Consider the following 15,486-nt stretch of genomic DNA (forward strand, 5'->3'; position numbering starts at 1 on the left):
TCAGTGCTGCTGCGGATGCAAATGCCCCAGCTCATGGCTGACGGCGTGCGCCACGATCTGTTCCAGCGACTGCTGCAAATCTTCGCGCAGCGCGCCGCGCATGCCGATCAGGGCATTTTGCAGGGCAGTTTGCAAGACGTGGGCGATGCGCTCTTCCAGCAGATGGTCGATCTTGCCTTGGACTTGGTGCAGGATACGCTGCGTTAGCCGCTGTTCGATGGCGTCCCAGTCCGGCTGCATCACGCTGGGCGGCAGGGCTGGCGTTTCCTCGGCAGCATGCGCAGCCGTGGCTGGCGCCGGTGTTGCCTGTGCCTGCTGCGGCACATCCGGCCCCAGCAGCACTTCCGTCAGCAGGGGAATGCCCTGGTCAAACGGCGCCTGGCTCATGGTTTGCCCACTGAGTTGCCGGCCACAAAGTGCGTCGGCTGCACGTTTTCTTTCCGGTAGTGCAAAAAGCGCTGGCGGCCCGCCTGCGCATCCTGTTCATCCATGGAAACGATTTCAAAGACGCGCTGGAATTGCGCGTAATTGGCGGGCGGCAACTGCGACAGGTTGACCAGGATGTCGTGGTGCGGCAACTCTGCCGCCTCATCATCGGTCAGGATGATGGGCGTTTGCGCCGCCAGCGGATCGCCGGCCAGCACATGCGGCAGGAAATCCGTGGCGGAAAACGTCCACATGGCCGTATTCAGGGCATCGAGCTGGGCGCTATCTGCCGCCAGCACGACGACCTTGTTGCCTGCCATGTAAGCCTTGCGCGCCAGACGGCAGGCATAGGCCAGCTTGTCTGGCACGTTGCTGTGAAAATCGACTCGGCTCATGGTACGGCTCAGGCAGCCATGCCGCTGTGGCGCAGCAGGGCATCGATGGAGGGTGCGCGGCCCCGGAAGGCGGTGAACGATTCCAGCGCGGGGCGCGAGCCGCCGACAGCCAGGATTTCTTGCTGGAAACGCTTGCCCGTTTCTGCGGAGATGACGCCGCCCGTCAGCGCCGCCGCTTCCTCGAAGGCGGCATAGGCGTCGGCGGACAATACTTCTGCCCACTTGTAGCTGTAGTAGCCGGCCGCGTAGCCACCGGCAAAGATGTGGCCGAAGGCATTCTGGAAGCGGTTGTAGGCAGGCGGTATCAGCACGGCAAACTTGCTGCGCACCGTGTCGATCACGTCCTGCACCGTCTGCGTGCCGAACGGCGCGTAGTCGTAATGCAAATGCATGTCGTGCAGCGAGAATTCCACGTGGCGCAGGGTTTGCATGCCGGACTGGAAATTCTTTGCCGCCAGCATCTTGTCATATAGGGCACGCGGCAAGGGTTCGCCCGTCGTCACGTGGGCCGTCATGTGCTGCAGCACATCCCATTCCCAGCAGAAATTTTCCATGAATTGCGATGGCAGTTCCACGGCATCCCATTCCACGCCGGAAATGCCGGACACGCTGATCTCGTCCACTTGCGTGAGCATGTGGTGCAAGCCGTGGCCAAATTCGTGGAACAAGGTGATGACTTCATCGTGCGTGAACAGTGAGGGCTGAAGCACGCCGTCGACCAGAGCCGGTTCCGTGAAGTTGCAGGTCAGGTAGGCGACCGGTGTTTGCAGCTTGCCGTTGTGCAAGCGGCGGCCACGCGCGTCATCCATCCAGGCGCCGCCACCCTTGCCGGCGCGCGCATACAGGTCCAGGTAGAACTGGCCCACCAGTTCGCCGTCGCGCTCGATGCGGTAAAAGCGCACGGATGGATGCCAGGCGCTGGCCGTGTCGGCCACGATATTGACGGAAAACAAGGTCTGGACGAGGCGGAACAGGCCGTCGACGACTTTGTGTTCAGGGAAATATTGTTTGACTTCCTGCGCCGAGAACGCATAGCGGCGCTCTTGCAGCTTTTCCGAGGCGTACGGCACGTCCCAGGCGTTCAATTCATCCAGGCCCAGCTCTTCCTTGCCGAAGCTGCGCAGTTCTGCCAGGTCTTGCTGCGCATAGGGACGCGCACGGCGGGCCAGGTCTTCCAGGAAGGAAATGACCTGTTCCGGGCTTTGCGCCATCTTCGGCACCAGCGACACTTCGGCGAAATTTTTATAACCGAGCATCTTGGCTTCTTCGTCGCGCAGTTTCAGCAAGGTGACGATATTCGGGCCATTATCCCACTCTTCCTTCTTGCTGAAGTCATCGCCCAGCTCGGACGCCTTGGTGACGTTGGCTTGGTAAATCGTCTCGCGCAGGCTGCGCTTGTCGGCAAATTGCAAGATCGGGTAGAACGAAGGGAAGTGCAGGGTGAACTGGTAGCCGCTCTTGTCCTCCTTCTCGGCAGCCGTACGGGCCGCCTGTTTGACGTCGTCGGGCAGCCCGACAAGCTCAAGCTCGTCGGCGACATGCAACTTGTAGTCATTGGTGGCGTCGAGCACGTTTTCGGAAAAGCGCGTGGAAACGGCCGCGTGCTCTTCCTGGATGTCGCCGAAGCGCTCTTTCTTGTCTTGCGGCAACTCAGCGCCGCCCAAGCGGAAGCCGCGAATCGCGTGCTCGACGATGGTCTTGCGTGCCGGCGACAGGGCCGCGAACTCGGCGCTGGCTTGCAATTGCTTGAATTTGCCGAACAGCGCTTCGTTCTGGCCCAGTTCGGTCCAGAATTCCGTCACTTTTGGCTGGCTGGCATTGAAGGCGGCGCGCAGTTCGGGCGTATCGACGACATTGCTCAGGTGGCTGACGATGCCCCAGGCACGGCCCAGGGTTTCACTGATGTCGTCTTGCGGTGCAACAAAACTGTCCCAGCTGACGGCCGTCCCGGCGGACGCCAGCTGCGCCACGGTGGCGCGCGCCTGGGCCAGCAAGGTATCGATGGCCGGTTCGACGTGCTCGGCGGTAATCGCATCGAAGCGGGGCAGTCCGGAAAAGTCCAGCAAGGGGTTGTCGGTTGTCATCAGCTATTCCTGTATATATATGTTCAGGCGGCCTGGCCGCCCCGGGTGATTCTTAGATTCTTTCCGCCGCTTCCACCGTGTTCATCAAGAGCATGGTAATGGTCATCGGACCCACGCCACCCGGTACCGGGGTGATGTGCGAGGCGATTTCCTGCACGCCGGCAAAATCCACGTCGCCGCACAGCTTGCCGTTGTCGTCGCGGTTCATGCCCACGTCAATCACGATGGCGCCCGGCTTGACCATGTCGGCCGTCAGGGTGTTGCGGCGGCCGACGGCAGCTACGACCACGTCCGCCTGGCGCGTGTACAGGCCCAGGTCCGGCGTCGCACTATGGCAGATGGTGACGGTAGCATTCGCTTGCAAGAGCAGCAGGGCCATCGGTTTGCCGACGGTGTTGCTGCGGCCGATGACGACGGCGTGCTTGCCGCGCAGGTCCACGCCCGTGCTTTCGATCAGTTTCATGCAGCCATACGGCGTGCATGGGCGAAAGCCCGGCAAACCCGTCATCAGTTCGCCGGCGCTCAGGACGGAATAACCATCGACGTCTTTCGTCGTGGCGATCGCCTCGATGACCTTGTGCGGGTTGATGTGCTTGGGCAAAGGCATTTGCACGAGGATGCCGTGGATGGCCGGGTCGGCATTCAGGCTGGCGATGCGCGCGAGCAAGTCCGCTTCGGGCAGGTCCGCTTCATATTTTTCCAGCACCGAGTGAAAACCCACGTCGCCGCACGCCTTGACCTTGTTGCGGACATACACCTGGCTGGCGGGGTCTTCGCCGACGAGAATCACGGCCAGGCCGGGTTGGGTGCCCTTGGCGGTGAGGGCGGCGGCGCGCGTGGCGATCTCGCTGCGCAGTTTTTGGGAAAGGGCGATTCCGTCGATCAGTTGTGCTGGCATAGTAGGGGGCTGAGAGCTGGTGGGAGGGAAAAGACAGATTATAAAGCCGCTGGCTGCCTGCCGGCGCTTTTGCCGCCGCTTTACTGCTTTGTTGACTGCTTTCATCACACTAATTACCGCCTGGAATTTGCGGCAGTGCAGCATAAATTCCACAGGATGATTTCATAATGCGAAATGCCATATCGTAATTTGAAAAATACTAAATACGCTGTTAGAATCCCCACACTAATCCAACTTAATAGTAAATAATCAGCGAAATACCGTCCGACAGCGATCCGGAAAATCGGGGTGGGGCGATCACAAAGGAGACTCAACAGATGTCAGCTCAACTGAACCAGGTAACGACACAGATCGGCACCGACCCGGATATGCAGGAAACCAAGGAGTGGCTGGACGCGCTCGAAGCCGTGCTGGAAAACGAAGGTCCAGAACGCGCGCATTACCTGATGGAACGCCTGGTTGACCTGGCCCGCCGCCGTGGCGCCCAGATCCCGTTCTCCAGCACCACCGCTTACGTCAATACCATTCCCACCAAGCAAGAAGCACACTGCCCAGGCAACCTGGAATACGAAGAGCGCCTGCGCTCGTGGATGCGCTGGAACGCCATGGCCATGGTGGTCAAGGCCAACCGCGCCGATGGCGACCTGGGTGGCCACTTGTCCTCGTTCGCCTCGCTGGCGAACATGCTGGGGATTGGGTTTAATCACTTCTGGCACGCGCCAACGGCCGACCACGGCGGCGACTTGCTGTACATCCAGGGCCACTCCTCGCCTGGCGTCTACGCGCGCGCTTTCCTGGAAGGCCGCCTGACGGAAGAGCAAATGCTGAACTTCCGCAAGGAAGTCGACGGCAAGGGCCTGTCGTCGTACCCGCATCCTAAACTGATGCCTGACTTCTGGCAGTTCCCGACCGTGTCGATGGGCCTGGGCCCGCACATGGCCATCTATCAGGCGCGTTTCCTGAAATACCTGCACGCACGCGGCATCGCCAAGACCGACAACCGTAAAGTATGGGCCTTCTGCGGCGATGGCGAGATGGACGAGCCAGAGTCCTTGGGCGCGATCGGCCTGGCCGCACGCGACATGCTCGACAACCTGGTCATCGTGGTCAACTGCAACCTGCAGCGCCTCGATGGCCCGGTACGCGGCAACACCAAGATCATCCAGGAACTGGAAGGCGAATTCCGTGGCGCCGGCTGGAACGTCGTCAAGGTCATCTGGGGCCCGGGCTGGGACGCCCTGCTGGCACAAGACAAGGAAGGCATCCTGCAGCGCGTGATGATGGAAACCGTCGACGGCGAATACCAGAACTACAAGGCAAAAGATGGCGCCTACGTGCGCAAGCACTTCTTCGGCAAGCATCCGAAGCTGCTGGAAATGGTTGCCAACATGACCGACGACGATATCTGGCGCCTGACCCGTGGCGGCCACGATCCGCACAAGATCTACGCTGCATTCAAGATCGCCCAGGAACACAAGGGCCAGCCTACCGTCCTGCTGGTAAAAACCGTCAAGGGCTACGGCATGGGCAAGTCCGGCGAAGCGCGCAACACGGCGCACCAGACGAAAAAACTCGACGACGAAGCCATCCGCGAAATGCGCGACCGCTTCTCGCTGCCGATTCCTGACGATCAACTGGCCGACATTCCCTTCTTCAAGCCAGCCGACGACGCGCCGGAAATGGTCTACCTGCACGAGCGCCGCAAGGCTCTGGGTGGCTATTTGCCGCAGCGCCGCCAGAAAGCGGAAGAAACCCTGCCAGTACCTGGCCTCGACGCATTCAAGAACGTGCTGGACGCTACGCCTGAAGGCCGCGAAATCTCGACCACGCAAGCCTTCGTGCGCGTCATTTCGACCCTGCTGAAAGACCCGAACCTGGGCCAGCGCGTGGTGCCTATCCTGGTCGATGAATCGCGTACCTTCGGCATGGAAGGGCTGTTCCGCCAGATCGGCATCTACAACCCGAAAGGCCAGTTGTACGAGCCAGTCGACAAAGACCAGGTCATGTACTACCGCGAAGACAAGGCTGGCCAGATCCTGCAAGAGGGCATCAACGAAGCGGGCGGCATGAGCTCGTGGATCGCCGCGGCGACGTCGTATTCGACCAACGACCGCATCATGATCCCGTTCTACACCTTCTACTCGATGTTCGGCTTCCAGCGCATCGGCGACCAGGTATGGGCTTCGGCCGACATGCGCGCCCGTGGCTTCCTGATGGGCGGCACGGCCGGCCGTACGACCCTGAACGGCGAAGGCTTGCAGCACGAAGATGGCCACAGCCATATCTTCGCCGCGACCATCCCGACCTGCATGCCGTACGATCCGACCTTCAGCCATGAAGTCGCCGTCATCATCCAGGACGGCCTGCGCCGCATGATCGCCAACCAGGAAGATGTGTTTTACTACATCACGATCATGAACGAGAACTACGCCCAGCCAGGCATCAAGCCAGGCCAGGAAGAAGGCATCCTGAAAGGCATGTACAAGCTGCAGGAAGGCAATGCGGACGCCAAGCTGCGCGTACAACTGATCGGTTGCGGCACCATCCTGCGCGAATCGATCTTCGCCGCCGAATTGCTGGCCAACGACTGGGGCGTCGCTGCAGACGTCTGGTCGGCACCGTCGCTGACCCTGGTGGCCCGCGATGGACAGGATGCCGAGCGCTGGAACATGGTCAACCCGTCGAAAGAGCAGCGCGTGCCATACGTGACGTCGCTGTTGCAAGGCACCGACGGCCCGATCGTCGCCACGACCGACTACATGCGTGCCTTTGCAGAGCAGATCCGCGCCTTCATGCCGAAGGGCCGCACCTACAAGGTGCTGGGTACCGATGGCTTTGGCCGCTCGGACAGCCGCGCCAAACTGCGCGAGTTCTTCGAAGTGAACCGTTATTATGTCACCGTGGCCGCGCTCAAATCGCTGGCTGACGAAGGCAAGATCGACGTGTCGGTGGTGGAGCAGGCGATCGCCAAGTACGGCATCGACGCCAACAAACCGAATCCGGTGACCCAGTAATCGTTGAGCGGACCTGCTAACGCCAAGGCGGTGCGAAAGTACCGCCTTGGCGTGTCTGCGAGTCCATCTGACAAATAAAATAACGGAGCAAGCTATGAGCATTGTGGAAGTCAAAGTCCCGGATATCGGCGATTTCAAGGAAGTCGAAATCATTGAACTGATGGTCAAGCCAGGCGATACGGTCAAGGTGGACCAGTCCCTGATCACGGTCGAATCGGACAAGGCCAGCATGGAAATTCCATCGAGCCACGCCGGTGTCGTCAAGGAATTGAAAGTCAACGTGGGCGAAAAGATCGCCGAAGGTTCGCTGGTCCTGCTGCTGGAAGTGGCGGACGACGTGGCCGCTACGGCCCCGGCCGCTGCAGCACCTGCTGCTGCAGCCACTGCGCCGGCGGCTGCACCTGCCGCCGCGCCCGCGCCTGCCGCTTCCGGCGCGCCGGCCCTGTTGGAAGTGAACGTGCCCGATATCGGCGACTTCAAGGAAGTCGAAGTCATCGAGTTGATGGTCAAGGTAGGCGACACGATCAAGGTTGACCAGTCGCTGCTGACGGTCGAATCGGACAAGGCCAGCATGGAAATTCCATCGAGCCATGCAGGCATCGTCAAGGAATTGAAAGTCAAGGTTGGCGACAAAGTTGCCAAGGGCAGCCTGGTGCTGGTCGTCGAGACCACGGCCGCCGCCGCTCCTGCCGCCGCCGTTGCTCCAGCGACGGCTGCTCCTGCACCCGTCGCGCAAGCTGCCGCCGCACCAGCGGCCGCCGTCGCTTCGGCGCCGGTCGCAGCCGAAGCCGCGCCTGCAGCTACGCCCGTCATCAATGGCAAGCTGGCGCATGCATCACCATCGATCCGCAAGTTCGCACGCGAACTGGGCGTGGACCTGGCCCGCGTGGGCGGTTCCGGTCCGAAAGGCCGCATCACCCAGGAAGACGTGCAGAACTTCGTCAAGGGTGTGATGTCGGGCGCTGTGGCCGCGCCGAACGCCGCTCCTGCCGCTGCAGGCAAAGGCGTGGGCATGGACTTGCTGCCATGGCCGTCGCTCGATTTTGCCAAATTCGGCGCCATCGAATTGCTGCCGCTGTCGCGCATCAAGAAAATCTCGGGTCCGAACCTGCACCGCAACTGGGTCATGATCCCGCACGTCACGCAGTTCGACGAAGCGGACGTGACGGACCTGGAAGCGTTCCGCGTCGACACCAACGCCGCCAATGCGAAAAACAAGGATGCGGCCAAGCTGACCATGCTGGCTTTCGTTATCAAGGCCTGCGTCGCCGCGCTGAAGAAATTCCCTGCGTTTAACGCTTCGCTGGACGCCAAGGGCGAGAACCTGATCCTCAAGCAGTACTACAACATCGGTTTTGCTGCCGATACGCCGAATGGCCTGGTGGTGCCTGTTATCAAGGGCGCGGACCAGAAATCGGTCTCGCAAATCGCCCGCGAAATGACGGAACTCTCCTTGCAGGCGCGCGAAGGCAAGCTCAAACCTGCCGACATGCAGGGCGCCAGCTTCACGATTTCGTCCCTGGGCGGCATCGGCGGCACGCACTTCACGCCTATCGTCAATGCGCCGGAAGTGGCCATCCTGGGCCTGTCGAAAGCCTCGATCAAGCCGGTATGGGATGGCAAGGCCTTTCAGCCACGCCTGATGATGGGCACCTCGCTGTCCTACGACCACCGCGTGGTCGATGGCGCGATGGGCGCGCGATTCTCCGTGTACCTCGGCGAAGTCCTGGCCGACATGCGCAAAATTCTGCTGTAAGGAGCGATTGATGAGCACAGTAGAGGTAAAAGTACCGAATATCGGCGACTTCAAGGAAGTCGAAGTCATCGAATTGATGGTCAAGGTAGGCGACACCATCAAGGTGGACCAGTCGCTGATCACGGTCGAATCGGACAAGGCCAGCATGGAGATTCCATCGACCCACGCCGGCGTCGTCAAGGAAATCAAGGTCAAGGTAGGCGACAAGATCGCTGAAGGCAGCGCGCTGCTGGTGGTGGAAGCATCTGAAGGTGCGGCCGCTCCTGCCGCCGTCGTGGCCGCTCCGGCGCCTGCGGCAGCAGCTCCAGCGGCACCAGCTGCTGCGGCCATCCCGGCCGGCAATTACAGCGGCCAGGTTGACATCGATGTCGACATGATGGTGCTGGGCGGTGGTCCTGGTGGCTATTCTGCGGCCTTTCGCGCGGCCGACCTGGGGCTGAGCACCGTCATCGTCGAGCGCTATGCCACCCTGGGCGGCGTGTGCCTGAACGTGGGCTGCATCCCGTCGAAGGCGCTGCTGCATGTCGCTTCCGTGATCGACGAGACGGCGCACATGTCCAACACGGGCGTGACGTTTGCCAAGCCGACGATCGATATCGACCAGGTACGCAAGTACAAGGAAGGCGTGATCTCGAACATGACCGGCGGCCTGGCTGGCATGGCCCGCGCACGCAAGACGCAAGTGGTGACGGGCGTGGGCCAGTTCTTGAGCGCCAATCACATCGAAGTGACGGCAGCCGACGGTTCGACGAAAGTCGTGCAGTTCAAGCAAGCCATCATCGCCGCCGGTTCGTCCGTGGTGAAACTGCCATTCGTGCCGGAAGACCCGCGCATCGTCGATTCGACGGGCGCTTTGGAACTGCGCCAGATCCCGAAACGTATGCTGGTCATCGGCGGCGGCATCATCGGCCTGGAAATGGCCACCGTGTATTCGACCTTCGGTGCGCGCATCGACGTGGTGGAAATGCTCGATGGCCTGATGCAGGGCGCTGACCGCGATGCGGTCAAGGTGTGGCAGAAGTTCAATGAAAAACGCTTCGACAACATCATGACCAAGACCAAGACGGTTGCCGTTGAGGCGTTGCCGGAAGGCATCAAGGTCACGTTCGAAGCAGCAGAAGCGGGTGCCACGGCGCCGGCACCGCAAGTCTACGACCTGGTGCTGGTCGCCGTGGGCCGCAGCCCTAACGGCAAGAAGCTGGCCGCCGACAAGGCTGGCGTCACGGTCACCGACCGTGGCTTCATCACCGTCGACAGCCAGATGCGCACCAACGTGCCGAACATCTTCGCCATCGGCGATTTGGTCGGCCAGCCGATGCTGGCGCACAAGGCCGTGCATGAAGCCCACGTGGCAGCAGAAGCGGCTGCCGGCCAGAAGTCGCACTTCGACGTCAAGGTGATTCCATCGGTCGCCTACACGGATCCGGAAGTGGCATGGGCCGGCATCACGGAAGACGAAGCGAAAGCCAAGGGCATCAAGGTCGAGAAGGGCCACTTCCCTTGGGCAGCAAGCGGGCGCGCCGTGGCCAATGGCCGCGCCGAAGGCTTCACCAAGCTGCTGTTTGATGCGGAAACGCACCGCATCATCGGCGGTACCATCGTCGGCACGCATGCGGGCGACATGATCGGTGAAATCGCGCTGGCCATCGAAATGGGCTGCGACGGCACGGACATCGGCAAGACCATCCACCCGCATCCAACCCTGGGCGAGTCGATTGGTATGGCTGCCGAAGTGTATGAAGGCGTGTGCACGGACTTGCCGCCGCCGCGCAAGCGCTGATTGTCTGGCGTTGTACTAGTAAACTAAAAACCCCGCAAGCGATTGCGGGGTTTTTTATTGTTTGAACATGGTAAAACGTGACATATAGCCGTTATGTGAAAATAGGTGAGTATTGCCGTATGGAAAAAGTGGCACAATGGCGGACTATCACTGTGTTTCGCCCGCGCTTATCCAGGGGCGTGTGATTTTTCCCTGAACGTTGCCAGTGTCCGGTCAAGTTTGGCTGTGCTGAGAAAGTTTTGCAACAATGAAAAAATTTACCGCCCTGCATATTTCCGATGTCCACCTGCGCCGAGCTGATGAGCAAGAGCAGGCAGTGATGCTGCATGCCCTGTATCAGGACGTGGCTGCCATTCTGGCGGCGGGAAAGCAGATCGATGCCATTTTTTTCACAGGCCAGCTGGTGGCGCCTGACGCCAGTGCCGACACGACGCCTGTGTATGTCTACGAATACTTCCTGCGCCCGCTGCTGCAGGCGGCCAGCTTGCCCGGTGCGCGTTACTACCTGGTGCCGGGCAGCCGCGTGCAGGGCGTCGCGGCTGCGGCGCTGGGTAATGCCGGTTTCAGTTTTTTTGCCGCCGATGAACACGCCAGTGCCGAACAGCGTGCGCGCTACAAGAATATCCATGCCGTCTTCCATGGCCACCAGCATATGGGCGACGCCAGTTCGTTGATGAAATCGCTAGAAATCTTGTTCAAGAGTAATCCTGGCAGCCTGTACGGTGCACACGGCCAGATGGCGGCGTTCGCCGTGCTGGAGTTCGGTGGCGGGACGGCCGGGAGTGGCGTTGCGCCGGCCTCGCAATGGACGGTAGCGCTGCGCGAGTTCGATGAAGTGAGCAAGCGCTTCGCCCTGTCGGTGCTGTACACGCCGAATGGCCAGGAAACGGGGCAGATGGATGCCGAATATGTATTTGCCACCTTGCTGCCGCAACTGGCGGATGAACGCAGCTATGTCGATGGCTTGCTGGGCCGGGCCGGCATGCCGCAGCGCGTGCTGTCGGACGATGCGCTGGCCGCGCGCGAATTTCTGATCGAGCTGGCGTTCGTGATGTTCGAGGCCAAGAGCCTGTTCCTGGGGCAGGCTGAGCTGGAACGCTTTGCCAGCGATTATTGTGGCGTGAAGGGCTGGAGCATGGCCGCCGGGGATTGGCTGGCACCGCTGTATGCACATGGCCTGCTGTTGCGCGCCGATGGCCAGGTGGCGTTTGCCTTTGATTACTTCCGCACCTATTTCCTGGCGCAGCGCTTTGAAACGTCGTTCGACCTGATGCGCTACGGTCCAGAGCGTTACGATGGCAGTGAGTCCTCACTCAGTGTTGATGGCGCATCGGCGGCCCAGCCCTTCCTGCACGCGCTGGGCCTGGGCGGCGAACGCATCGAGGCCGCCCCTGCGCAGGCCTGCATGCAGGAAGACTGCAGCCGCCCTGGCTGAATCCGGCCTCAGGCCGCTGGCGGCTGGCGCAAGGTGCCGTGCAGGAACAGGTCGAGACTGAGCGCCACCTTGGCGCGCAATTGCGCCACGTCCGGTTGCGTCTGCGGTGGAAACAGCAGGCGCGACATCTGGTCGCCCAGCAGGCAATTAAGCAGGTGCAAGGCCAGCGTGGATGCCGTCAGTTCCTCGCGAAACAGCGGCGCCATATCGGCGCGGCTGAAAAACCTGGTCAGCATCTCGCGTGACTGCCCCGGGCCTACCTTGTAAAACGTTTCCGCCAATTCCGGGTGCGTGGCCGCTTCAGCCACCACCATGCGATTGAGGCGGATGGCCGCCGGCATCGTCACCAGTTGCACAAATAGCAAGCTGAACTCGCCCAGGATGGTAAGCAGGGGGCGCATGTCCGTTTCCAGCGCCGGCATGGTGGAAAAATAGGCGGCGCGGCGACGTTCCACCACGGCATTGAACAGGCCCGACTTGCCACCAAATTTCACATAAATCGTGCGCACGGCCACATGGGCTTCGCGCGCGATCATTTCCAGACTGACTTTTCCATAGCCTTTTTCCAGGAACAGGCAGCCAGCCGTGTGCAGCAGGTTTTCCATGCGCGCCTCCATGTCGGCGGCGCGTGGGCGCCCGGCTGCATTGCCGTAGCAGGATAAATGCTGGGCGGCGCTGTCGGATTCTTTGTCGGTAGGCATGGTATCGCTGAGGCCGGGATCAGGCATGGTCGGGGTCTCTTGGAAGGTGGGTGATGGCTCACACTGTAGTGCAAATTAAAATGAAATGCAATCGTTTCATTTCTTGACATTGGCTTTTCTTTGTCCAATAATGAATAGATATCATTTCATTTTCGGAGCGCAGTATGTCCAACCAGCCTGGTCAAGCAGAACAAAAAGTGCTTAGTGCCGTCCCACCCGCGGCGCCGGCCGCACCGTCCACGCCCGCCGCACCTGCCAGCTCCGCCGCACCCAATCATCGCGTGAAAATCATCGCCGGCCTGATCGTCCTGGTCGCACTGGGCGCCGGTGCGCGCATGTGGTACCGCAGCCATTATTTCGTCGAAACGGAAAACGCCTATGTTTCCGGCCACGTGCACCCTGTCTCGGCGCGCATTTCCGGTGTCGTCACCAAGGTCTTCATTGACGATAATCAATTCGTGAAAGAGGGCGACGTGATCGCCGAACTCGATCCCTTCGACCAGCATGTGAAAGCCGAACAGATCGCCGCGCAAATCGGCAGCGCCGAGCAGCAAGTGCTGCAGGCGGACGCGCAGGTCGCGCAAGTGCAGGCGCAAGCGAGCGCGGCCCAGGCGCAGGTGGCCCAGGCTGACGCGCAGCTGCTGCGCGCCAAACAGGATGCCGAGCGCTATGGCCAGCTGTACACGAGCCAGATGAAAGCCGTCTCGAAAGCGGAACTGGACGCAGCCAACGCGGCCCGCTCCAGCGCCGTGGCCGACCTGGCCGCCCGCCGCGACAGCGCCGTGGCCGCCAAGGCGCAGATCGGCGCCGCCCAGGCCGCGCGCGACGTCGCCAAGGCTCAGGTGGCCGTGCTGCGCGTGCAACTGAAGGACGCGCAGCAGCAACTGCAATACAACCGCATCCTGGCGCCTGTTGCCGGCCGCATCGGCAAGCGCAACGTGGAAACGGGCATGCGCGTGCAGCCTGGCCAGCAATTGACGGCCATCGTGCAAGACAACGTCTGGGTCACCGCCAACTTCAAGGAAACCCAACTGGCCGATTTGCACCGCGGCCAGAGCGTGCACGTGGCCATCGACGCCATGCCGGGCAAGAAACTGGTAGGCACGGTCGACAGCTTCGCACCGGCCTCGGGCGCGCAATTCGCCCTGCTGCCAGCCGATAACGCCACCGGCAACTTCACCAAGATCGTGCAGCGCGTGCCCGTAAAAATTGTCTTCCAGCCGGCAGATATCAAGGCCATGAATGGCCGCCTAGTGCCGGGCATGTCGGTGATTGCCGAAGTGGAAATCAACCAGCCCAATTCGGCCCAGGACCAGGCCCCGCGCCACGCCGCCGCGCCAGCTGCTCCAGCCGCGCAGACCATCGCCCGCTAAGCTTTCATGAGCAGCCCTTCCACCACACCGGCGACATCGCCGGCGTTTCCCGTGATCAGCGAGAAAGTCTCCGGGCGCACCTGGCTGGCGGTCGCCGCCGGCATGCTGGGCGCCTTCATGGCGGTGCTCGACATCCAGATCACCAATTCCTCGCTCAAGGATATCCTTGGCTCACTGTCGGCCACCCAGGAAGAAGGCTCGTGGATTTCCACGGCCTACCTGGTGGCGGAAATTATCGTCATTCCCCTCACCGCGCTGCTGGCGCGCGTGTTTGGACTGCGTACCTACATGATCGGCACCACCGCTCTCTTCCTGCTGTTCTCCACCCTGTGCGGTACGGCCTGGAACCTGGAAAGCATGATCGTCTTCCGCATGCTGCAAGGGTTTACCGGCGGCGCGCTGATCCCCATGGCGTTCACCCTCGTCATGCTCAAGCTGCCGCCCTCGAAGCGCGCCGTCGGCATGGCCATCTTCGGTTTGACGGCCACCCTGGCGCCAGCCATGGGCCCGACCCTGGGCGGCTACCTTTCCGAGCTGTATGGCTGGCCCTCGATCTTTTACATCAACTGGGTGCCCGGCGTGCTGCTGATCGCCGGCATGGTCTATGGCCTGGACCGCGAACCGATGAAGCTGGAAATGTTCTGGAAGGCGGACTGGCTGGGCATCTTCTTCATGGCCATGGGCCTCGGTTGCCTGACCATCTTCCTGGAAGAGGGTAATTCGAAGGACTGGTTCGATTCGGGCTTCATCATCGCCTTCGCCGCGCTGGCCCTGACGGGCATCCTGGGCTGGGTCGTCACCAGCGCCACGCGCGCCGAGCCCTTCGTCAACCTGTCCCTGTACGGCCAGCGCAACTTCCTGGTCGCCACCGTGCTGTCGGCCGTGACGGGCATGGGCTTGTATGGCTCGGCCTTTTTGCTGCCGCTGTTCCTGGGCCAGATCGCCGGCTATTCGCCGATGCAGATCGGTGAAGTCATCATGTGGGTGGGCTTGCCGCAGCTGTTCATCATGCCGTTTGTTGCCAAGCTGTCGTCGACGGTGGACAACCGCATCCTGTGCTCGATCGGCCTGTTGCTGTTCGGCGGCTCGTGCATGATGAATGCGTACATGGACGCTTCCACCGGCTACGACCAGCTGCTGTGGTCGCAAGTGGTGCGCGCGCTGGGCCAGCCCTTCGTCATGCTGACCCTGTCGAACTTCGCCATGAAGGGCATCGCGCCGAAGGACATGCCGTCGGCCTCGAGCCTGTTCAACATGACGCGCAACCTGGGGGGCTCGATCGGCATCGCCCTGCTGGCAACGGCGCTGAGCACCCGCGAGCACTTCCATTCGCAGCGCCTGGGCGAGGCGATCACCGCGTTTTCCAGCGCCACGCAGCTGCGCATCGACCAGTTGACGTCCGCGTTCATGGCCAAGGGTGTTGACTCCGTCACGGCCGGCAACCAGGCCTTGCAGGCGATCGACGGCATCGTGCGCCGCGAAGCGTATGTGATGGCCTACAACGATGGCTTCTTCCTGATTGGCGCCATCCTGCTGGCCTGCATCGTGCCCCTGTGGCTGGCCGACAAACTCAAAGCCCCCGGTGGCGGTGGCGGCGGTCATTGACCGCCCATTCAAGAATAAC

At 61.5% G+C, this 15,486-nt stretch carries 11 protein-coding genes; 6 read left to right on the plus strand and 5 right to left on the minus strand.

From position 1 onward, the window contains the following. Genes ACQ4W6_RS14870 through folD form a run of 4 tightly spaced genes read right to left on the minus strand, consistent with a single transcriptional unit; the run spans position 1 to position 3,803 of the window. Positions 1-387 carry a DUF2486 family protein gene (locus ACQ4W6_RS14870; protein ID WP_436567944.1) on the minus strand — a complete coding sequence of 129 codons (387 nt, stop codon included), beginning with the start codon at positions 385-387 and terminating at the stop codon, positions 1-3. After that, entirely contained in the window at positions 384-821 is a 438-nt protein-coding gene (locus ACQ4W6_RS14875; RefSeq protein WP_436567945.1) for a DNA polymerase III subunit chi, read from the minus strand. The genes ACQ4W6_RS14870 and ACQ4W6_RS14875 overlap by 4 nt, the downstream gene beginning before the upstream one ends. An 8-nt stretch (positions 822-829) precedes the next feature. After that, positions 830-2,905 (minus strand): M3 family metallopeptidase, encoded by a 2,076-nt coding sequence (locus ACQ4W6_RS14880; RefSeq protein WP_436567946.1) that lies wholly within the window; start codon positions 2,903-2,905, stop codon positions 830-832. Positions 2,906-2,957: 52 nt separating this feature from the next. Next, a complete protein-coding gene (folD, locus tag ACQ4W6_RS14885; protein ID WP_436567947.1) occupies positions 2,958-3,803 on the minus strand; it encodes a bifunctional methylenetetrahydrofolate dehydrogenase/methenyltetrahydrofolate cyclohydrolase FolD in 846 nt (281 codons plus the stop codon). A gap of 317 nt (positions 3,804-4,120) precedes the next feature. Between folD and aceE the strand changes: the two genes are divergently transcribed. The 4 genes from aceE to ACQ4W6_RS14905 all read left to right on the plus strand — a co-directional run bounded on the left by aceE (position 4,121) and on the right by ACQ4W6_RS14905 (position 11,788). Continuing rightward, positions 4,121-6,817, plus strand: coding sequence for a pyruvate dehydrogenase (acetyl-transferring), homodimeric type (gene aceE, locus ACQ4W6_RS14890; protein WP_436567948.1), 2,697 nt, complete (start codon positions 4,121-4,123; stop codon positions 6,815-6,817). Positions 6,818-6,911: 94 nt separating this feature from the next. Then, positions 6,912-8,573, plus strand: a complete 1,662-nt coding sequence (gene aceF / locus ACQ4W6_RS14895) for a dihydrolipoyllysine-residue acetyltransferase (protein WP_436567949.1) — start codon at positions 6,912-6,914, stop codon at positions 8,571-8,573. Between the two features lie 10 nt (positions 8,574-8,583). Further along, positions 8,584-10,353, plus strand: coding sequence for a dihydrolipoyl dehydrogenase (lpdA, locus tag ACQ4W6_RS14900; protein WP_436567950.1), 1,770 nt, complete (start codon positions 8,584-8,586; stop codon positions 10,351-10,353). A 247-nt stretch (positions 10,354-10,600) separates the two neighbouring features. Beyond that, positions 10,601-11,788 carry a metallophosphoesterase family protein gene (locus ACQ4W6_RS14905; RefSeq protein WP_436567951.1) on the plus strand — a complete coding sequence of 396 codons (1,188 nt, stop codon included), beginning with the start codon at positions 10,601-10,603 and terminating at the stop codon, positions 11,786-11,788. 8 nt (positions 11,789-11,796) lie between these two features. On the opposite strand, the gene ACQ4W6_RS14910 is transcribed toward ACQ4W6_RS14905, so the two are convergent. Then, positions 11,797-12,516 carry a TetR/AcrR family transcriptional regulator gene (locus tag ACQ4W6_RS14910; RefSeq protein ID WP_436567952.1) on the minus strand — a complete coding sequence of 240 codons (720 nt, stop codon included), beginning with the start codon at positions 12,514-12,516 and terminating at the stop codon, positions 11,797-11,799. Positions 12,517-12,653: 137 nt separating this feature from the next. Between ACQ4W6_RS14910 and ACQ4W6_RS14915 the strand changes: the two genes are divergently transcribed. Together ACQ4W6_RS14915 and ACQ4W6_RS14920 are read left to right on the plus strand one after the other, a co-directional pair. Then, positions 12,654-13,862 (plus strand): HlyD family secretion protein, encoded by a 1,209-nt coding sequence (locus ACQ4W6_RS14915; protein WP_436567953.1) that lies wholly within the window; start codon positions 12,654-12,656, stop codon positions 13,860-13,862. 6 nt (positions 13,863-13,868) lie between these two features. Then, positions 13,869-15,467: a DHA2 family efflux MFS transporter permease subunit gene (locus ACQ4W6_RS14920; RefSeq protein ID WP_436567954.1), complete on the plus strand. Its 1,599-nt coding sequence runs from the start codon at positions 13,869-13,871 to the stop codon at positions 15,465-15,467. Positions 15,468-15,486 lie beyond the last annotated feature (19 nt).

The organism is Janthinobacterium woesei, assembly GCF_051380875.1.
In the GTDB taxonomy this organism is placed as follows: domain Bacteria; phylum Pseudomonadota; class Gammaproteobacteria; order Burkholderiales; family Burkholderiaceae_D; genus Janthinobacterium.